The sequence below is a fragment of the Acidocella aromatica genome, assembly GCF_014201825.1.
Lineage (GTDB): Bacteria > Pseudomonadota > Alphaproteobacteria > Acetobacterales > Acetobacteraceae > Acidocella > Acidocella aromatica.
The window spans coordinates 11,559-29,396 of record NZ_JACHFJ010000016.1; the positions used below are offsets into that span (position 1 = coordinate 11,559).

The 17,838-nt window shown below is 65.3% G+C and carries 20 protein-coding genes; 10 read left to right on the plus strand and 10 right to left on the minus strand.

Annotated elements, in window-relative coordinates; translation table 11 throughout:
* Genes HNP71_RS13105 through HNP71_RS14265 form a run of 8 tightly spaced genes read left to right on the plus strand, consistent with a single transcriptional unit; the run spans position 1 to position 4,975 of the window.
* On the plus strand, positions 1 to 861 hold the full coding sequence (locus HNP71_RS13105) for an alpha/beta hydrolase (RefSeq protein ID WP_183267398.1): 861 nt from the start codon (positions 1 to 3) through the stop codon (positions 859 to 861).
* Positions 858 to 1,403 carry a GNAT family N-acetyltransferase gene (locus tag HNP71_RS13110; protein ID WP_343062422.1) on the plus strand — a complete coding sequence of 182 codons (546 nt, stop codon included), beginning with the start codon at positions 858 to 860 and terminating at the stop codon, positions 1,401 to 1,403. Before HNP71_RS13105 ends, HNP71_RS13110 begins: the two co-directional genes overlap by 4 nt.
* Positions 1,400 to 2,131 (plus strand): 1-(5-phosphoribosyl)-5-[(5-phosphoribosylamino)methylideneamino]imidazole-4-carboxamide isomerase, encoded by a 732-nt coding sequence (gene hisA / locus HNP71_RS13115; RefSeq protein ID WP_183267399.1) that lies wholly within the window; start codon positions 1,400 to 1,402, stop codon positions 2,129 to 2,131. Before HNP71_RS13110 ends, hisA begins: the two co-directional genes overlap by 4 nt.
* On the plus strand, positions 2,125 to 2,901 hold the full coding sequence (gene hisF, locus HNP71_RS13120; RefSeq protein WP_183267400.1) for an imidazole glycerol phosphate synthase subunit HisF: 777 nt from the start codon (positions 2,125 to 2,127) through the stop codon (positions 2,899 to 2,901). Before hisA ends, hisF begins: the two co-directional genes overlap by 7 nt.
* Before the next feature lie 17 nt (positions 2,902 to 2,918).
* On the plus strand, positions 2,919 to 3,413 hold the full coding sequence (locus HNP71_RS13125; protein WP_183267401.1) for a phosphoribosyl-ATP diphosphatase: 495 nt from the start codon (positions 2,919 to 2,921) through the stop codon (positions 3,411 to 3,413).
* Between the two features lie 11 nt (positions 3,414 to 3,424).
* Positions 3,425 to 3,787, plus strand: coding sequence for a histidine triad nucleotide-binding protein (locus HNP71_RS13130; RefSeq protein ID WP_183267402.1), 363 nt, complete (start codon positions 3,425 to 3,427; stop codon positions 3,785 to 3,787).
* A complete protein-coding gene (locus HNP71_RS14260; RefSeq protein WP_246344221.1) occupies positions 3,787 to 4,317 on the plus strand; it encodes a chromate transporter in 531 nt (176 codons plus the stop codon). The genes HNP71_RS13130 and HNP71_RS14260 overlap by 1 nt, the downstream gene beginning before the upstream one ends.
* Complete coding sequence (locus HNP71_RS14265; RefSeq protein WP_246344222.1) at positions 4,244 to 4,975, plus strand: chromate transporter; 732 nt, start codon at positions 4,244 to 4,246, stop codon at positions 4,973 to 4,975. Before HNP71_RS14260 ends, HNP71_RS14265 begins: the two co-directional genes overlap by 74 nt.
* A gap of 4 nt (positions 4,976 to 4,979) precedes the next feature.
* Here the strand turns inward: HNP71_RS14265 and HNP71_RS13140 are convergent, their stop codons facing one another.
* A complete protein-coding gene (locus HNP71_RS13140; RefSeq protein ID WP_183267403.1) occupies positions 4,980 to 6,197 on the minus strand; it encodes a polyhydroxyalkanoate depolymerase in 1,218 nt (405 codons plus the stop codon).
* A 116-nt stretch (positions 6,198 to 6,313) separates the two neighbouring features.
* Between HNP71_RS13140 and HNP71_RS13145 the strand changes: the two genes are divergently transcribed.
* Positions 6,314 to 6,970 carry a glutathione S-transferase gene (locus tag HNP71_RS13145; RefSeq protein ID WP_183267404.1) on the plus strand — a complete coding sequence of 219 codons (657 nt, stop codon included), beginning with the start codon at positions 6,314 to 6,316 and terminating at the stop codon, positions 6,968 to 6,970.
* Between the two features lie 96 nt (positions 6,971 to 7,066).
* Here HNP71_RS13145 and HNP71_RS13150 read toward each other — a convergent pair whose 3' ends face one another.
* The 6 genes from HNP71_RS13150 to HNP71_RS13175 form a co-directional block, all read right to left on the minus strand.
* The gene (locus HNP71_RS13150) at positions 7,067 to 7,501 is read right to left on the minus strand and encodes a cupin domain-containing protein (RefSeq protein ID WP_183267405.1); all 435 of its coding nucleotides are present in this window, start codon (positions 7,499 to 7,501) and stop codon (positions 7,067 to 7,069) included.
* Positions 7,502 to 7,607: 106 nt separating this feature from the next.
* Positions 7,608 to 10,031 carry an FtsK/SpoIIIE family DNA translocase gene (locus tag HNP71_RS13155; RefSeq protein WP_183267406.1) on the minus strand — a complete coding sequence of 808 codons (2,424 nt, stop codon included), beginning with the start codon at positions 10,029 to 10,031 and terminating at the stop codon, positions 7,608 to 7,610.
* Positions 10,032 to 10,085: 54 nt separating this feature from the next.
* Positions 10,086 to 10,637 carry a YceI family protein gene (locus HNP71_RS13160; protein ID WP_183267407.1) on the minus strand — a complete coding sequence of 184 codons (552 nt, stop codon included), beginning with the start codon at positions 10,635 to 10,637 and terminating at the stop codon, positions 10,086 to 10,088.
* Positions 10,638 to 10,639: 2 nt separating this feature from the next.
* Positions 10,640 to 11,206, minus strand: a complete 567-nt coding sequence (locus tag HNP71_RS13165; protein ID WP_183267408.1) for a cytochrome b — start codon at positions 11,204 to 11,206, stop codon at positions 10,640 to 10,642.
* A gap of 1 nt (position 11,207) precedes the next feature.
* On the minus strand, positions 11,208 to 11,807 hold the full coding sequence (locus HNP71_RS13170; protein WP_183267409.1) for a YceI family protein: 600 nt from the start codon (positions 11,805 to 11,807) through the stop codon (positions 11,208 to 11,210).
* A gap of 19 nt (positions 11,808 to 11,826) precedes the next feature.
* Entirely contained in the window at positions 11,827 to 12,432 is a 606-nt protein-coding gene (locus HNP71_RS13175) for an FMN-dependent NADH-azoreductase (protein ID WP_183267410.1), read from the minus strand.
* A gap of 120 nt (positions 12,433 to 12,552) precedes the next feature.
* On the opposite strand from HNP71_RS13175, the gene HNP71_RS13180 reads away from it, so the two are divergent.
* Positions 12,553 to 13,503, plus strand: a complete 951-nt coding sequence (locus tag HNP71_RS13180) for a LysR family transcriptional regulator (protein WP_183267411.1) — start codon at positions 12,553 to 12,555, stop codon at positions 13,501 to 13,503.
* Here the strand turns inward: HNP71_RS13180 and HNP71_RS13185 are convergent.
* From HNP71_RS13185 to HNP71_RS13195, 3 genes are all read right to left on the minus strand, one after another.
* Positions 13,467 to 14,969, minus strand: coding sequence for an FAD-dependent monooxygenase (locus tag HNP71_RS13185; RefSeq protein ID WP_183267412.1), 1,503 nt, complete (start codon positions 14,967 to 14,969; stop codon positions 13,467 to 13,469). The two genes, HNP71_RS13180 and HNP71_RS13185, sit on opposite strands and share 37 nt — an antisense overlap.
* Positions 14,970 to 15,224: 255 nt before the next feature.
* Positions 15,225 to 16,454, minus strand: a complete 1,230-nt coding sequence (locus HNP71_RS13190) for an MgtC/SapB family protein (protein WP_183267413.1) — start codon at positions 16,452 to 16,454, stop codon at positions 15,225 to 15,227.
* Positions 16,455 to 16,737: 283 nt separating this feature from the next.
* Entirely contained in the window at positions 16,738 to 17,838 is a 1,101-nt protein-coding gene (locus HNP71_RS13195) for an ABC transporter permease (RefSeq protein ID WP_183267414.1), read from the minus strand.

Consider the following 17,838-nt stretch of genomic DNA (forward strand, 5'->3'; position numbering starts at 1 on the left):
ATGATCAAGCGCACGTTCCTGGGCCTGACCCTGCTGGCAGCCCTCGCCTATGCCGGGGCCTGTAGCTACCTGCTGCATAACCAAAACCGGCTGCTCTATGTCGGCACCACCCTGGCGGCGCATGACGCCCCCATAAACCTGCCGCCGCTGCTGGGGCCGGATGGCAAGACCATCGGCTGGGTAATGCAGCCTCAGGGCGCACCCATCGGCACGGTGCTGTTCTTCCATGGCAACAACCAGCAGGCCTGGGAGGCCGCGCGGGATTACGGCCCGTTCTTCACCGCGCATGGCTACCGCGTCCTCTTCCCCGAATATCCGGGCTACGACATGCGGGCGGGCGAAACCCCGACCCATGACACCGTGCTGGCCGAGGCCCGCGCCCTGGCCGCGCAAACCCGCCTGGCCTATCCCGGCGCGCCGCTGATCATTGCCGGGAACTCGCTGGGCGCAGGCATTGCCGCTCAGGCCGCCGCCGCCGGCAGCCCGGCGCGCGTGCTGCTCTTCGTGCCCTGGGACCGGATGAGCGCCGTCGCCGCCGAGCGCTACCCCTATATCCCGGTGAAGCTGCTGCTCGATGCCGACGGCACGGATTACGACTCCTGCGCCGCCCTCACCCCGCTGCGGGACAAGGTGTTCATCACCTACGAAATGCAGGACCGGACCATCCCCGCGCATCACGCCCAGGCTCTGGCCGCATGCCTGGGCCTGCCGCCCGCGCATGTTTTCGCCCTGGCGCAAGGTGGGCACGGCGATTGGGACAAGCAGCTCTCCCCCGCACAATGGGATGCGCTGCTGGCACCCCCGCAAAGCGTGCGGGATGACTTGATTACGCGCCAAGATAGCGCCAAGACGCAGCCGTGAACTACGCTGCCCTGCCTCCTCCCGCATCGCTGGTCGCCGAACGTCTCGAAAGCTTCGAGGATGATGTGGACCTGCACGCCCTGGCGGAAGCGGCCACGGCAGCCATCCTCGATGGCGGCGGCTTCGGCTGGCTCAAGCCGCCCAAGGCTGGGGTGGTCGAGCAATATTACCGCGGCGTGCTGCTGGTGCCCGAGCGCGAGCTGATCGTGGGCCGCATGGACGGCATCGTGTACGGCGCGGCGCAGCTGCAAAAACCCTCGCGCAATAACGAGGCCCAGGCCTTCGCCGTGCATCTGATGCACCATTTCGTAGCCCCTTATGCGCGCGGCCACGGCTTGGCGCGGATGATTCTGCGCAAGGCCGAAGAGCGTGCGCGCGCGCTCGGCTTTTCCGTGCTGAATCTGGACGTGCGTGATACGCAGAAAGGCGCGATTTCGCTGTACGAATCGGAAGGCTTCACCCGCTGGGGCACTCATCCGGCGTATGCGCGCGTCAAAGGGGCGATCGTGCCCGGCCATTTTTATTATAAGTTATTAAAATGAAACTCACACTCTACCCCGCCATCGACCTCAAGGACGGCAACTGCGTGCGCCTGCTGCGCGGCGAGATGGACCAGGCCACGGTGTTCGGCACCGATCCGGGCGCGCAGGCCGCCGCCTGGCAGAAAGCCGGGTTCTCCTGGGTGCATGTGGTGGACCTCAACGGCGCCTTCGCGGGCAAGACGGTGAATGAGGATGCGGTAAAATCCATCCTCGCCAATGTCTCCATCCCCGTGCAGCTCGGCGGCGGCATCCGGGACATCGCGGGCGTGGAGCGCTGGCTGGCGGCGGGCATCTCCCGCGTCATCCTGGGGAGTGCCGCGGCCAAGAACCCGGCGCTGGTCCACGAGGCCGCCAAGAAGTTTCCTGGCCGCGTGGTGGTCGGGATCGACGCCAAGGGCGGCATGGTGGCCACCGAGGGCTGGGCCGAGACCTCGGATATCCCCGCGCCTGAGCTTGCCAAGCGCTTCGAGGATGCGGGCATCGCCGCTATCATCTACACCGACATCGCGCGCGACGGTATGAAGACCGGCCTAAACCTCGCCGAGACCAGGGCGCTGGCCAAGGCCGTGAACATCCCCATCATCGCCTCGGGCGGTGTGGCCAGCGTGGCGGACATCGTCGCGCTGAAACAGGCCGCCGTGACCCAGCCCAACCTCAACGGCTCCATCCTCGGCCGCGCGCTGTACGATGGCTCGCTCTCCCCGGCGGAGGCGCTCGCCGCATGCTGAAGCTGCGCGTCATCCCCTGCCTGGACGTGAAGGATGGCCGCGTCGTCAAGGGCGTGAACTTCGTCTCCCTGCGCGACGCGGGCGACCCGGTGGAACAGGCAGTGGTGTACGACGCCGCCGGGGCCGACGAGCTGACCTTCCTCGACATCACCGCCAGTTCCGACAACCGCGACACCATCCTGGATGTCGTCCACCGCACGGCGGAAAAGGTGTTCCTGCCCCTCACCGTTGGCGGAGGCATCCGCTCGGTGGCCGATATACGCCGCCTGCTGTTGGCCGGGGCCGATAAATGCTCGATGAACTCCGCCGCCATCTCCCGCCCCGAGCTGGTGCGCGAGGCGGCCGAGAAATTCGGCAGCCAATGCGTGGTCGTGGCCATCGACGCGCGCCAATCCGCCCCCGGCAAATGGGAGGTCTTCACCCATGGCGGGCGCAAGGGCACGGGAATCGACGTGCTGGACTGGGCCAAACAGGTGGAAGCCTACGGCGCGGGCGAGATCCTGCTCACCTCCATGGACCGCGACGGCACCGGCAAGGGCTTCGACCTTGAGCTGCTCCGCGCCGTGTGCAACGCCGTGCGCCTGCCGGTCATCGCCTCGGGCGGGGTGGGCGAGTTGCACCATTTCATCGAGGGCGCACAGTCCGGAGCCACCGGGCTGCTCGCCGCCAGCGTGTTCCATTTCGGCCAGTTCACCATCGCCCAGGTGAAGGACGCCCTGGCGGCCGCACACTTGCCGGTCCGCCAGCCCCGGGCAATACTGCCAGCGTAAGGAGTCCACCGCCCGCCATGGCCAAGAAAGCCGAAAAGACGCCGGAAACCGCGCCTAAGAAAAAGGCCGCGGCAGCCAAGCCAAAAACCACGAAGACCAAGGCCGCCAAGCCCGCCCCGGCCCGCCGGCAGGTCACGGTGCCGCCGCCTTTCGCGGCACCCGATGCACGCGTGCTGGACCGGCTCTGGGCCACCGTGCTCTCGCGCAAGGATGCCGATCCGAACCAGAGCCATTCCGCCCGGCTGCTCTCGCGCGGCACCGAGAAGGTGGCGCAGAAATTCGGCGAGGAGGCTGTGGAGTGCGTCATCGAGGCCGTGGCCGGCAAGACCACCGCGCTGATCGGCGAGAGTGCGGACGTGCTCTACCACCTGCTGGTGCTCTGGGTTGATGCCGGGTTGCGCCCCGAGCAGGTCTGGGCCGAACTGACCCGGCGCGAGGGCATGAGCGGCATCGCCGAAAAGGCGGCGCGCAAGCCGTTGCAACTCGGCTTTCCCACCAAGAAGATCCCGTAAGGAGTCCAGCCATGGCCTATGATGACGGTAACATCTTCGCCAAGATCCTGCGCGGCGAGATCCCCTGCCAGAAGCTCTACGAGGACGAGTTCGTCCTCGCCTTCCCCGACATCCGCCCTCAGGCCCCGATCCATGTGCTGGTGGTGCCGAAAGGCAAGTACGTCTCCATCGCCGATTTCGGCGCCAAGGCCAGCCCGGAGGAGATCACCGGCTTCTGGCGCGCCGTGAGCCATGTGGCCAGGCAGCTCGGCGTTGAGGAAAGCGGCTACCGGCTCATCTGCAATGCTGGGCCGGACAGCCACCAGGAAGTGCCGCATTTCCACGCCCATATTCTGGGCGGGCGCGCGCTGGGGCATCTACTGGCTCCGGGCTGATGGCGAAGGGTTCCATATTCGAGGTCTTTCGGACGTTCTTCGTCCTGGGTATCACCTCGTTTGGGGGGCCCATCGCGCATCTGGGCTATTTCCGTAAGGAGTTCGTGGAAAAGCGCCGCTGGATGAGCACCGAGGATTACGGCGCCCTGCTAGCTCTGTGCCAGTTCCTTCCCGGCCCCGCTTCCTCGCAAACCGGCTTCTGCATCGGGTTGAACCGTGCGGGTTTTCTCGGCGGGGTGGCGGCCTGGGTTGGCTTCACCCTGCCCTCCGCCCTGGCGATGACCGCCATCGCGCATTACGCCGGGCTGTTCCAGAGCAATCCCCTGGCGCGTGGCGTGCTGCACGGGCTGCAACTGGCGGCTGTAGCCGTGGTGGCGCAGGCCGTGTGGCTGATGGCGCAGAGCCTCTGCCCGGACACGCCGCGCCCTGGCGCTTCTGGCCACCGCCGTACTAACCATGCTGCCCGACACGGGCGGACAGGTGCTGATCCTCGTCATTGGCGGCGTGATCGGCTGGCTGGCGCTGGATGATTCCGGCCTGGTACGGCACCGGGAGCAGCGCCGCCTCGCCCGCGAACTGGAGGACGCCAAGCGCGAACTGAGGCTGCATTTCCCCGCCCTATTCTGCCTGGCGCTGTTCGGCCTGCTGCTGCTGGCTTCCTTCCTCGCCCCCGGCTCCGGGCCGTGGGGGCTGGCCGGGGCATTCTACCGTGCCGGGGCGCTGGTGTTCGGCGGCGGGCATGTGGTGCTGCCCTTGCTGCGCGATGCCGTGGTGGTGCCCGGCTGGGTCTCGCCGCAATTATTTCTGGCTGGGTACGGCGCCGCCCAGGCGATGCCTGGCCCGCTCTTCACCGTGGCGGCGTTCCTTGGCACCATCACCGCGGGGTATCAGGGGGCGGCCATTGCCACGGCGGCGATCTTCCTGCCCGGCCTGCTCATCGCCGCTGGCGCCCTGCCCTATTGGCAGCAGTTACGCACCCGCCCGCATATCGCGGCGGTGATGAAGGGACTCAACGCCTCCGTGGTCGGGCTGCTCGGCGCGGCCTTTGTTAACCTTCTTACATTGAGCGCCATCCGCAGCCCGTGGGACCTGCCGGTGGCGGCCGGGGCGCTGATGCTGCTCACCGCCGGGCGGGCCAAGCCAATCCTGGTCGTGGCCTTCTGCGCCGCGGCGGGCGCGGTGGTCTAAACCGCTAAACCGCGAACTGGATTACCTCGCGCACCAACGGGTAGATCTCGTTCTGCCAGCGCTTTCCAGAGAACACGCCGTAATGGCCCACGCCGGTCTGCACATGGTGGCGCTTGAGCAGCGGGCGCAGGCCGGAACACAGATCCAGCGCCGCCGAGGTCTGGCCCAGGCCGCAGATGTCGTCGCGCTCCCCCTCAACCGTAAAGACGAACGTCTTCTTGATCAGCTCCGGCTTCACCCGACGGCCGCGATATTTCAGCTCCCCCGTGGCCAGCTCATGCTTCATGAAGATGCGCTCCACAGTCTCCAGGTAGAACTCCGCCGGCAGGTCCATCACCGCCAGATATTCGTCGTAGAAATCGCGGTGCGTGTTGGCGGCCTCGTAATCCTCTGTCGCCAGTGAGCGAAACTGGCGGATATGCGCGCCGATATGCTTGTCGAGGTTCATCGAGACAAAGGCGGTGAGCTGCATGAAGCCGGGATAGACGTGCCGCCCCGCCCCCTTGTAGCGCCACGGCACGATGCCGATCATCTTCTCCTCGAACCAGTGGATATCCTTGCTCTTGGCCAGCAGGTTCACACGGGTGGGGTTGCGGCGGGTGTCGATCGGCCCGGCCATCAGCGTCATGCTGCGCGGGGTGGCTGGGTTGTGATCCTCGGCCATGACGGACACGGCGGCCAGCACCGCCACGGTCGGCTGACAAACCCCGACCACATGGCTGCGCGGCCCGAGCTTTTCCAGGAACTTGATAATGTGCTCGACATATTCGTCGAACCCAAAGCGTCCGGCGGCGAGGGGGATGTCACGCGCGTTGTGCCAGTCGGTGACATACACGTCGTGGTCGCGCAGCAGGGTTTCCACGGTGTTGCGCAGCAACGTCGCGAAATGCCCCGAAAGCGGGGCCACCACCAGCACCTTGGGCTGCTGGCGGCCGGATTCCTTATGGAACCGCAGCAAGGTACCGAAAGGCGTGGAGAACACCGCCTCCTCACGTACCGCCACCTCCTCATTGCCGACAAGCACGGTCTTGATCCCGAAATGCGGCCGGTCATGGGTGGTGCCCGCATAGCCGAACACCTCCAAAGCTGCCCCAAAATGGCGCAGAAAGATGCCGTAAGGGGAGCGAGGGGTTACGGCGCGGATCAAACGGCTGGTATTCCGCGCCATTTTACGCCACGGATCCACAAAATCGACTTGCGCCTGATAAAGCTGATAAATCATAGTAGTTCACTAACCCCAGAGCTGTGCCTTCGCGATTAATGGGCTTGAAACCCATTGTTTGTCGCAGTCCACATTGTTAATCATGGGTTCATTTGGTCTAAAAAGAAAGGGTGAACATGGCTGAGGCGACCCTACTGATTAGCAGCAAGAACTATTCCTCATGGTCGCTGCGCGGTTTCCTACTGGCCAAGCTCTCCGGCATCTCCTTTGCCGAGGAACGGGTCTCCCCGGATGACCCGCGCGCGCGCGAGGAATTGCTGATGCGCACCTCATCCATCCTGGTGCCCTGCCTGATCCATGGCGAGGTGAGCGTGTGGGACACGATCGCCATCGCCGAATACCTCAACGAGGCGTTCCCCGAGGCGCGGATGCTTCCTGAGGAGAAGGTGGCGCGGGCGCGTTGCCGCTCCATCTCGGGCGAGATGCATTCCGGCTTCGCGGCGCTTCGGTCCTCGCTGCCGATGAACCTGCGCTTCCGCAAGCCGGGCTTCACCGTATGGTCCTCCGCCCAGGCAGATATCGACCGCATCACCTCGATCTGGCGCGAATGCCTGAACACCTGGAAGGGACCCTTCCTGTTCGGCCGCCTGCCTACCATCGCTGACTGCATGTACGCTCCTGTGGTCACACGCTTCCTGTCCTACGACGTGAATGTCGGCCCGCTCTGCCAGGAATATTGCGACACCATCCTCTCCTGGTCGCCGATGAAGGAATGGATTGCCGACGCCAAGGAAGAGCCGCAGGAAATCATCGAACTCGACCTGGATTTCTGATCACGCGCGCAAGCGTTTTATATGTCGGCGTAAAAAGGGCCCTTTGATGGCCCTTTTCTACGTGGATGACATAAATCCGCCGCGATACCGCGCCGCTCAACTCCACGGCGTGGCCGGCGGGATCGCGCACGGGCCTACCGCTTCCACCGTGCCGAACGCGGCCGGAGACGTGATCTCGAGATATTCCATGTCGGGCGAGTAATCGAACAAATAATGAGTGATGCCGGGCTGCTGATGCACGCAGTCCCCGGCTTCCACCAAGTGCTCCTTGTCCCCGTACATGAACCGGGCCCAGCCCTTGGTCATGAAGACGATGTGGAAATCTGCGATGTGCCGGTGCCAGCCCGTGCCGCCGCCCGTGGGAGGAAATTCCGGATTGGCCTTCACCAGTTGGGCGATCACCCGCCCGCCCGTGGAATCGGCCACGCCGAGGTCCTTGTACAGAAAGAAGCTGCGCAGCCCGTCCGTGCGCCAGGGGGTGTCGCCTGGCTTAACGTGGGAGAACTCATTGATCATGGTCTTGTCCAGCATCAGCCACACTCCATGCAGTAGTGGGGAAGAAGCCAATGCTGGCATAGTTCAAAGCAAAAGCGCCAGAAAATTTTCGCGGCGCAACATAGGCTGACGCCAAAACCTCCTACTCGTCGCCTCGCTCAGGGCGGACCAGCACCTCGCGCTTGCCTACATGGTTGGCAGGGCTCACGATGCCGTCCTTCTCCATCTGCTCGATGAGCTTGGCCGCGCGGTTATAGCCGATGGTCAGGCAGCGCTGGAGGTAGGAGGTGCTGGCCTTGCGGTCCCGCGCCACGATGGCCACGGCCTGGTCGTAGAGCGCGTTCTCGGAGGTGGTGTTCCCGCCCACGGCACCCGCAGGCATGGCGGGGCCTTCCTCGTCCTCGGCGGGCTCGGTCACTTCGTCCAGATACGCCGGTTCGCCCTGCTCGCGCAGGAATTCCACCACGGCCTCCACCTCCTGATCGGAGACGAACGGACCGTGCACGCGGGTGATGCGCCCGCCGCCCTGCATGTAGAGCAGGTCGCCCTGGCCCAGCAGCTGCTCTGCCCCCTGCTCGCCCAGAATGGTGCGGCTGTCGAACTTCGAGATCACCTGGAAGGAGATGCGGGTGGGGAAATTGGCCTTGATGGTGCCAGTGATCACATCCACCGAGGGGCGCTGTGTGGCCATGATGACATGGATACCCGCCGCGCGCGCCTTCTGCGCCAGACGCTGCACGCACATCTCGATCTCCTTGCCCGCGGTGAGCATCAGGTCGGCCATTTCATCGATGAACACGACGATAAAGGGCAGCGGCTCCAGCGCCAGGGGAAGTTCCTCGAACACCGGCTTGCCGGTTTCGGAGTCGAAGCCTGTCTGCACCCGGCGCGTGACGACCTCGCCACGGGCACGGGCCTCGTTCACGCGGTCGTTGTACCCGGCGATGTTGCGCACCGCGAGCTGGCTCATGGCGCGGTAGCGGCGGTCCATCTCTCGAACCACCCATTTCAGCGCCGCCACGGCTTTGGGCGGCTCCGTCACCACGGGGGTGAGCAGATGCGGGATACCGTCATAAACGGAGAGTTCGAGGATCTTCGGGTCGATCAGGATCAAGCGGCATTGCTCGGGCGAGAGCCGGTAGAGCAGGCTGATGATCATGGCGTTCACGCCCACCGATTTACCGGAGCCGGTGGTACCCGCGATCAGCAGATGCGGCATGCGGGCGAGATCGGCCACCACCGGCGCGCCCGAGATGTCCTTACCCAAGGCGAGCGAGAGCGCGCCGTTCATATTCTCCCACAACCCGCTGCCCAGCAACTCGGAGAGATACACGGTCTCGCGCTTGGCGTTCGGCACCTCGATACCGATGACATTGCGCCCCGCCACGGTGGCGATGCGTACGGCGATGACGGAGAGCGAGCGCGCGATATCCTCGGCCAGCCCGACCACGCGGGCGGAGCGGATGCCCGGCGCCGGTTCCAGCTCGTAGAGCGTGACCACAGGGCCGGGGCGGATTTCCACGATCTTGCCTTGCACGCCGTAATCCTGAAGCACGGTCTCCAGCAGACGGGCATTATTCTGCAGCGCCTCCTCGGAGGGGCCGGTGCCCGCGCGCTGCGGAGCCGGGCGCAGCAGGTCCAGCGAGGGCAGCGTCCAGCCCATCTCAGGCAGAGGCAGGCGTTCCTGCCGAGGCGCGGGGCGGGAGATGACGCTCGCCTTTACCGCGGGCTTGGCCTGCGCCGCGGGGGCCGGAGTGGCGCTGATGGGCCGCATCGGCGCGGTGAATTCGGTATCATCCTCGTCATCCTCCTGCGGCGAAGGCCCCCAGGAGCTGCGCGGCTGCAGCGAAGGCTCCCGGTGGACGGGCGCCTCCTGCTCGGCGGTGGTTTGCAGCACGCTGAGCCAGGAGGAGACAGCCTCCGCTCCGCGCCGCCCCTGCTGCACCGAGACAGCCGCCGCCCGCGCGGCGCGCTGCCCACCCGCGCGCCACTCGCCAGGGCTGATGCCGAGCGCATAGCCGAAGCAGATCAGCCCGAGGACCAGTGTAACGCCCATGACGACGGCGGGAACCGCATGGCCGCCGCTGCCAGCCTGGCCGATCAGCCCCGTGACGATGTCGCCCACGGCGCCGCCGAGCCCCGCCGCACCGGGCCAGGAGATTTTCGGGCCGGGGATGACGACCATCGCCAAGGCCAGCGCGATGGCGCAAAGCGGCATGGCGAAGGTGGCAATCACGAGGCGTGTCTTCACCCGGCCGATACTGCCGCGTGCCGCCAGCCGGTACGCCCAGGCGAGTAGGATGAGCGGCGGGATGCAGCCCGCCGCTCCAAAGCCTTGCAGCAACAAGTCCGACACCAGGGCCCCCGGAGGGCCGACGAGATTGGTGACAGACGCGCCACTGGCGGTGTCGAAAGACGGGTCGGCAGGATTGTAAGTGGCCAGCGCCAGCAAGAACACGAGCGCCACCAGGGCCAGCACAAGCCCCGTAAGTTCGGCCATGCGCCGGCGCAGCTGCGCCCGCATCGCCGGTGAGATTAGACGCTGCGCCCCAAGATCAATCGCCATGCGCGGAATCATAGCCGGTGAGGGCTGATTCTGAAAGTTTTTTGCCTGTAAGGTTTACGGCGCGGTGTTGGCCACCAGCACGAATTTCACCCCCACGGGCAGGCCCACCCAGTCGCCACTGGCCCAGTTGCCCTGCCCCACGCCGTAATCGCCACGGTTAAGGTTGATCTCCCCCTCGGCGGTGGCCTGGGTTCCGGCGACATCCAGGGTGAAGGGCAGCGTGACCTTGTGGCTGATGCCGCGGATGGTCAGCGTGCCGGTGGTGGTGAAGTGGTTGGCGGGACCAGGGGTGAAGCCGGTGGCATCAAACACCGCCTGGGGGAAGGCGGCGGCGCTGAACCAGTCGGTGCCGGGCATGGCTTCGTCGCGCTGCTTGTCGCCGGTATGGGCGCTGCCGGTGTTCACCACGATATGCACATGCGCGGCCTCGGGGTGCGCCGGATCGTAGGAGATCGTGGCGCTCCACTGCTTGAACTCGCCAGAGAAGGGCGCGCCGGTCTGCGTGCCGGAGAAGCCGAGCGTGCTGGCGTCGGGCTGCACTGTCCAGGTGGCGGCGAGGGCCGGGCTGGCGGCCAGCAAAAAGGCGGGGATCAGAAAGGCTTTCATCGTCAGGCTTTCAAAAAGGGCAGCATGCGGCGCAGAATACCGTCGCGCAGCACGAAATGGTGGCGCAGCGCCGCCAGCACATGCAACCCCACCACGGCGGCAAGCACCCATGCGAGACGGCTATGGATGAACCCGGCCACGGCATCGGCCGTGTTCTTGTCCGGCAGGGTGGAGAGAATGGGCAGGTCCGGCCAGGGGATGAGACCAAACAGCACGGTGGGAATATTATAGGGCGAGACCGAGACCAGCGCCCAGCCGGTGAGCGGCAGGGCCAGCATGAAGCCATACAACGCCAGATGCGCGCCATCGGCGGCGCGGCGTTCCAGGGTGTGCATCGCGGCGGGCAACGCGGGGGGCTTGTGCGTCAGCCGCCAGAGCACGCGCAAAAAAACCGCGAACAGCACCGTGATGCCGATGGATTTATGCAGCTGGTAGAGTTGGAACTTAAGGCCGACGGGGATGGCGAGATGCGCCATCCCCAGACCCATCACGATCTGCACCAGAATGCCGAGGGCGATCAGCCAATGCAGGGCAATCGCCACGGAATCGTAGCGCGAACGTGCGGACATGTTACTGAACGAACGCAGCGCTGATGGTCAGCGTCACGTCATCGCCGATCAGCGGCACGTAGGTCTTCTGGTTGAAGTCCGAGCGCTTGAGCGTGCCGGTGGCGTTGAAGCCCACGGTATACTGCTTGGAAAGCGGGTTAACACCAGCGGCGTTGAAGGTGACCTTCAGCGTCTCCGGCTTGGTCACGCCGTGGAAGGTCAGCTCGCCGGTCACCAGGGCGGTGTCCTTGCCGGTGCGCACAACCTTCTCCGACTTGAACTCGATGGTCGGGTACTTCGCCGTGTCGAACCATTCCGGGGAGTTCAGCTCACCATCCAGCTTGGTGTTGGTGGTGCTCACGGTGTTGGCGGGGATGGTGATGTCGAAGCTGGTGGAGCTCAGCTTGGCCGGGTCCAGGTTCAGGCTGCCGGAGACATTGGTGAAATCGCCATACCAGGTGGTGAAGCCCATATGGGAGACGGCGAATAGCACGCGGGTGTGGCTCGGCTCCACCGTATAGGCGCCGGCCTTCACATCGGCGGGGTTGGCGTCGGCGACGCTCTGGGCCAGGGCGAGGGAAGGAAGGGCCAGGGCGGCCAGGGCGAGAAGCTTGGTCTTCATGGTTCTGGATGTCCTTGTTTTAGAGAGCGGCGATGGCGGCTTCGGCGTTGGCGATGGCGCGGGGCTTGATGTCCGGCACGGCCACGCCCTCGGCGCGGATAATGGTGACGTTGGTGAGGCCGATGAAGCCCAGAGCCGCCTTCAGGTACGATTCCTGGTGCTCATAGGGTGCTGCCGGGTTACCCTCGGAGTACAGCCCGCCGCGCGAGGAGGCGACGATCACCTTCTTGCCCGCCGGAACCAGCCCGACCGGGGCGCCGTTCTCGCCGTACTTGAAGGTCTTGCCCGCGATGAGGATGCGGTCGATCCAGGCCTTGAGCTGGGTGGGGATGCCGAAATTATACATCGGCGCGCCAATCACGATGATGTCGGACGCGAACAGCGCGTCGAGGAACGAGGCACCGAGGGCGATGTCCGCCTGAGTAGCGGCATCGGCGGGCGGGTGGCCGAACATGGCGCCGATATGCGCCGGCGAGAGATGCTGCACCGGCGTGGCGGCGAGGTCGAGATACGAAACCTCCAGCCCCGGATTCTGCGCGACCTCGCGGGCGACGATGCCAGCGGTGAGCTGGCGGGAGACGGAATTCTCGCCCAGAACGGACGAATCGATATGCCAAAGCTTCATCAGGGATACTCCGGTTAAACGCCTTAACGGCGCGATGCCGCCTGACTAAAGCTGTCAAACCACCTACAGAAGCCTATATAAAAATATGGATACCATCTGTTTTACCGATAGGACGGCAAGATGCTCGAAGGCGTGACCCTGGACCAGCTGCGCATGTTCATCGCCGCGGCGGAAACACAGAGCTTCTCCGCCGCCGGGCGACGGCTGCACCGGGCGCAATCGGTCATCAGCCAGGCCATCGCCAACCTGGAATGCCAGCTCGGGGTGACGTTGTTCCGGCGCGAAGGGCGCTACCCCGAACTCACCGAGCAGGGCAAGCTGCTGCTGGCCGACGCCCAGACCGTCACCGCGAGCCTCGCGGCGCTGAAGGCGCGAGCCAAGGGCATGGCGGAAGGGCTGGAGCCGGAGCTGTCGGTGGCCATCGACGTGATGTTCCCCATGAGCGTGCTCACCCGCGCCGCCGCCGATTTCGGCGAGCATTTCCCCGTCACGCCGCTACGGCTCTACGTGGAGGCGCTGGGCGGCGTGGCCAAGGCGGTGCTGGAACAGCAATGCGGCATCGGCATCATGGGCTCGCTGCCGCTCAGCTCCACGGCGCTGGTCACCGAGCGGCTGCTGCCGGTGCGTATCGTGTTCGTGGCCGCGCCCCGCCATTCCTTGGCGCAAATCCAGGGTGGCGTGACCTGCGAGGATCTGGCCCAGCATGTGCAGCTCGTGCTCACCGACCGCACGGATCTCTCCAAGGGCCGCGAATTCAGCGTGATGTCCCCGCGCAGTTGGCGGCTGGCGGATATGGGAGCCAAGCACGCGTTTTTGCTGGCTGGGCTGGGGTGGGGCGGCATGCCGCTGGAGATGGTGGCCCGGGATCTGCGCGAGGGCGCTCTGGTGGAGCTGAAACTGCTGGACGCGCCGGAGCGGGTGCAGATGGCGATGTCCGCCGCCTACCGCGCCGACGCCCCGCCCGGCCCCGCCGGGCGCTGGTTCGTGGAGCAGCTCAAGCACCATGCCGGGGCGCTGGAAGCCCCGGAGCCAGGTTACATCACTGCCAAGCTGGCACTGTCGGACACATAGGCGCGCAGATAATCCTCAATCTGCCGGATGTTCTCCTCCAACGCGACGGTTGCGACATAGCCATCCGGCCGGCCGAGCCAGACCGTGCCGGGACTGATCTGCGGGCGCAGATGAGGCTCCAGCAGCCCGGCGAATTGCAGCTGCAACTCACGCACCGCCGGGCTGGAAGCCGCGAACAAGGCGAAGCGGGGTGAGTCCCCTGCCCCCATCGGCGGTTCGTCGGGGCGCGGCGGCAGGCGCTCGCCCGGGGCCGGGCCGGGTATGCCGACCCATTCCGTGCCGTTGAGCGGGCTGTGGGGGTAGCTGTGCGAAACCTCGGCCACACTCTCGGCCATGGCCTTGCGCGCCGGTTTCAGGCCAAAGAACACATTCCCCAGCAGGTTGCGGGCAATCTGGACCGTTGGATTCTTCAGCATCGCCACCGTGGCGGCACGGTCCAGATTGGTGACCAGCGCTTCCGCCACCGCATGGCGCTCGGCGGTGTAGCTTTCCAGCAGCGTCTCGGCATTGGCCACGCCGCGATGCACCATCGCCAACTTCCATGCGAGGTTGACGGCATCGTGGATGCCCATATTCAGCCCCTGCGCCCCCACCGGATTGTGCAGATGCGCGGCATCGCCCGCCAGGAACATGCGCCCGGCGCGGTAGCTGGAGGTGTTGCGCTCGTGGATGCGGAAGGCGGAGAGCCAGATCGGGTCGGAAACGGTGATCCCGCCTGGACCGCGCTGCTCCACCAGCGCCTGCACCTGGGCAAGCTCCGGCGTTTCCGGGCGCTCGCCCAGTATGCCGTGCAGATCCGCGATAACACGGTAATACCCTGAGGGCAGCGGGAAGATCCCGAGGAATCCGTCCTCGTGCCAGAAGGAGTTCAGTTCGCTGGGCAGGGAGGCAAAGCCATCGAGCCGCACATCGGCCAGCAGCCAGTCGCTCTGCTGCGCGGGGCCGGAGGAGGACAGGCCAAGCTGCTTGCGCACGAAGCTGGCGCCGCCATCGCAGCCCACCAGATAATCGGCCTCGAATGTTTCCTCATTGCCGTCGGCATGGCGCAGCGTGGCGGTTACGCAATCCGGCGCGTTGATGAAATTGGTCAGCTCGGTGCCGAACTCAACCCGCCCGCCCAGGCGGCCTAGCTGCTCGGTGAGGATGCGCTCGGTCTCGGCCTGGGGAAGCATGAGGGCGTAGGGGTGGGTGCTGTCGATCTCCGAAAACTCGACGCGCCCGATGCGCTTGGAGCCAGCCAGCACGTTCACGGCCTCGATCCTGCGCCCGGCGGCCAGCAGTGCCGCGCCGAGATTATCGGCATCCAGCAATTCAAGCGTGCGGGTCCACAGAAACAGCGCGCGGGACTGGCCGGAGGGCGCCAGCGCCTTCTCGACAACGCGCACAGGCACACCGTAACGCCGCAGCCCCATCGCCAGGCTCACCCCCACCGGCCCCGCGCCAACAACAAGAATTCCCCGGCTCATCGGCACTTTTGGCCCCTTATTACACGAAATATGCCGTTACCTTGTGCGCGGCGAGGCCGGGCCTGTCCTTGACGCAAATCAAGATGGGGGCTTGGAAGCAGTTCTGAGTTGGGGGGAAAGCGGAATGGCGGGTTTGGAGTTTCCTTCTGGTTGAACCGGACGGAATAGGGCAACGCCCAAGCCGTCGTTTATGTCCGTCGTGTGCCCCTTATATTCGTTGCAATACCGAAGTATTGTACCCTGCTTGCCGTTGCCTCATCCCAGCGCCAGCGCCGCCACCCAGGCCGCGGCCACAGGCGCCACGACCCCCGGCGCGATGCGCAGCAGGAAGCCTTGGCTTCCCACACCGCGCGCCATCGCCAGTTTCGAGACTGTGTTACTCGTCACCGCCGCGAGAATCGGCAGCACTGCCTCGCTCGGCGCCATTTTCCCACCTGCGACCAGCGAAGCGATCGAAATTGCGGGCGAATGCGCATCGACAAATCCCGCGAAGAGTGCCCCCGCCATCACTCCGGTCTCGCCCGCCCAAGCGCGCAGCGCTGCCGCGCCTAGCAGCATCGCCGCGATCAGCGCTGCGAGCCCGAGCGCAACGCTGAGGTTGAAGGCCCGGCCGGGCTCCGCCGCCGCCGCCGCGCGCCCTCCACGCAGCACGAAGGCCAAAGCATATAGTGTCGCAACAACCGCCCCCGACGCCAGAGCCGGCGCCAGCAACAGCAGCGTGGCGCGGGAGAGAGCCGCCAGCAGCACCGAGAGCTGGATGAAGGTTGCCACTGTGGAGAACACCGCCCCCGCCACGGCGGCATTCATGCTGGCCGGCGCCTGTTTCGCCAGCGCCGCCATCGCGCCGATCGTCGCGGTGCTAGACACGAAGCCCGACGCCAGCCCCGTCACCGGCAGGCCGAAGCGCGTGCCCATCGCGCGCGTCGCCGCATGGCCGCACGCGCCGATCGCCATCACCAGGATAACGAGAAACCACAGGCTGTGCGGGTTCAGCGCCGCGAACGGGCCCATGTATCGGTCTGGCAATTGCGGCCAGACAATCAGCGTCGACACCGCGAAGATCAGTCCATCCGTTACCTCCGTCGCGGTGAGGATATGCGTGACAAATCCGTGCAGCGGCGCCTTGATGGCGAACAGCACCGCCACCGCCGTGCCGAGCGCAGCGGCCAAGCTGGTATCGGACATGGCGAGTGCGCCGAGGAGCGGTGTCGCCAGTAGCCCGACCTCGGTGGTCAACCCCGGATCGTCGCTGCGGTCTCTCCAGTAGGACAGGCCCGCCAGCACCATCACACCGAGCATGACGAGCGCCAGAAGCCCCCCGCCGAGATGGCCAGCCACGGCGCCGAGCAGCGCCAGCAGCGCGAACGTCCGTATCCCCGCCGCCCGCCGCCCAGCGCCTGAGCCCTTGCTACGCTCACGCTCCAGCCCGATCAGCAGCCCGATGCCAAGCGCCACGGCAAATCCGAACCAAGCAGAAGAAGCCATCAAACTGTCCATCCTGCTGCGCGTGTCCCTGCCTTTCACTTCCGGCGAATGCAGGACGTTGCGCAGCGAAGTCTTGTGTATTCTACCACATCCAAGTCAACGCGAGCAGTTGAGTGCAATACAGGGCAAGGTGCCCTTCCTATTAAGGCTTTATAGCTAATCCACCGGTTAAAATAACTGGCTTGGACACATTTCCCCAAAGAATGGAGAACTAGGCGATGGCCGCTATCAAATTAAGCTGCCATGGGCCGGAAATGACCATAACGGGTCGGAACCCGCCCCCTCACGAAATAGACCGCCGCACCATGAACGTCGCCCCAATCAGCGTCACCGCGGCGATCAGCGCCATCGGCCAGGACTGCGCCAGCACCACGCTGGCGGGCAGCGTCTCCAGGAACATCCCACGCGCGATCACCAGCATGTAGCGGACCGGGTCAAGCAGGCTGAGCAGCTGCATGGCGGGTGGCATGTTCTCCACCGGCGTGGCGTAGCCCGAGATCATGATCGCCGGGGCGACGAACACGAACACGCCGAGGATCGCCTGCTGCTGTGTGCGGGTAAAGGCGGAGATGGCCAGCCCCACGCCCACGCCCGCGAGGCTGAAGATGGCAAGGCACAACTCCAGCACCAGCAGATTGCCCTTGAACGGCAGCTGAAACAAAATGAGCGCCGCCAGCAGCACGATATTCCCCTCCACAAGCCCGACGATGAGCGACGGTACCGCCTTGCCCAGCATGATCTCGGCCGGGCGCAAGGGGGTCACCAGCATCTGCTCATAAGTGCCCAGCTCCTTCTCGCGCGCCAGTGAGAGCGAGCTGACCAGTGTGGCCATGATGAGCGCGAGAATGGCGACCAACCCTGGCAGGATGAACCATTGGCTCTCCAGCTCCGGGTTAAGCAAATTGGTCAGCTCGATATCCACCGGCGGCGGAATGCCTGGGTGCAGGCTTTGGTTATAAGTGGCGGTGATCTCGGCGGCGTAGTTGCCGATGAGAAGTGCCGTGTTGGAGCGCCGCGCATCGATGAGCAGCTGCACATGCGAGGGGCGGCCCGCCAGCATGTCGGCCGAGAAAGTTTGTGGAATATGCAGAACTGCGGCGGAAGTTTTCGATTCCAGCACGTTCTGCGCCTGAGCGGGGCTGAAGACATCGGGCGCCGTGGCAAAAGCGGGCGAATAGGAGAAGCCGCGAATATATTCCGCCGATTGTGCACCCAGATCCTCGTTCCACACCGAAAGAGGCACATGCCACACGTCGTAATTCGCCGCATTGGCGAAGACGATGACCTGGATCAGCGGCGGGATCAGCATCACGAACCGGGTCTTCTTGTCGGCCCAGAGGGAGATCAGCTCCTTGATGATGAGGGCGATGGTGCGGGCGAGCAT

Excerpts from the sequence above, each read along its gene's own strand:
- HNP71_RS13105 (WP_183267398.1), top strand. The coding sequence starts at position 1 with ATGATCAAGCGCACGTTCCTGGGCCTGACCCTGCTGGCAGCCCTCGCC.
- hisA (WP_183267399.1), top strand. The coding sequence starts at position 1,400 with ATGAAACTCACACTCTACCCCGCCATCGACCTCAAGGACGGCAACTGC.
- hisF (WP_183267400.1), top strand. The coding sequence starts at position 2,125 with ATGCTGAAGCTGCGCGTCATCCCCTGCCTGGACGTGAAGGATGGCCGC.
- HNP71_RS13125 (WP_183267401.1), top strand. The coding sequence starts at position 2,919 with ATGGCCAAGAAAGCCGAAAAGACGCCGGAAACCGCGCCTAAGAAAAAG.
- HNP71_RS13130 (WP_183267402.1), top strand. The coding sequence starts at position 3,425 with ATGGCCTATGATGACGGTAACATCTTCGCCAAGATCCTGCGCGGCGAG.
- HNP71_RS14260 (WP_246344221.1), top strand. The coding sequence starts at position 3,787 with ATGGCGAAGGGTTCCATATTCGAGGTCTTTCGGACGTTCTTCGTCCTG.
- HNP71_RS14265 (WP_246344222.1), top strand. The coding sequence starts at position 4,244 with ATGCTGCCCGACACGGGCGGACAGGTGCTGATCCTCGTCATTGGCGGC.
- HNP71_RS13140 (WP_183267403.1), bottom strand. The coding sequence starts at position 6,197 with ATGATTTATCAGCTTTATCAGGCGCAAGTCGATTTTGTGGATCCGTGG.
- HNP71_RS13145 (WP_183267404.1), top strand. The coding sequence starts at position 6,314 with ATGGCTGAGGCGACCCTACTGATTAGCAGCAAGAACTATTCCTCATGG.
- HNP71_RS13150 (WP_183267405.1), bottom strand. The coding sequence starts at position 7,501 with ATGCTGGACAAGACCATGATCAATGAGTTCTCCCACGTTAAGCCAGGC.
- HNP71_RS13155 (WP_183267406.1), bottom strand. The coding sequence starts at position 10,031 with ATGGCGATTGATCTTGGGGCGCAGCGTCTAATCTCACCGGCGATGCGG.
- HNP71_RS13160 (WP_183267407.1), bottom strand. The coding sequence starts at position 10,637 with ATGAAAGCCTTTCTGATCCCCGCCTTTTTGCTGGCCGCCAGCCCGGCC.
- HNP71_RS13165 (WP_183267408.1), bottom strand. The coding sequence starts at position 11,206 with ATGTCCGCACGTTCGCGCTACGATTCCGTGGCGATTGCCCTGCATTGG.
- HNP71_RS13170 (WP_183267409.1), bottom strand. The coding sequence starts at position 11,807 with ATGAAGACCAAGCTTCTCGCCCTGGCCGCCCTGGCCCTTCCTTCCCTC.
- HNP71_RS13175 (WP_183267410.1), bottom strand. The coding sequence starts at position 12,432 with ATGAAGCTTTGGCATATCGATTCGTCCGTTCTGGGCGAGAATTCCGTC.
- HNP71_RS13180 (WP_183267411.1), top strand. The coding sequence starts at position 12,553 with ATGCTCGAAGGCGTGACCCTGGACCAGCTGCGCATGTTCATCGCCGCG.
- HNP71_RS13185 (WP_183267412.1), bottom strand. The coding sequence starts at position 14,969 with ATGAGCCGGGGAATTCTTGTTGTTGGCGCGGGGCCGGTGGGGGTGAGC.
- HNP71_RS13190 (WP_183267413.1), bottom strand. The coding sequence starts at position 16,454 with ATGGCTTCTTCTGCTTGGTTCGGATTTGCCGTGGCGCTTGGCATCGGG.
- HNP71_RS13195 (WP_183267414.1), bottom strand. The coding sequence starts at position 17,838 with ATGCTCGCCCGCACCATCGCCCTCATCATCAAGGAGCTGATCTCCCTC.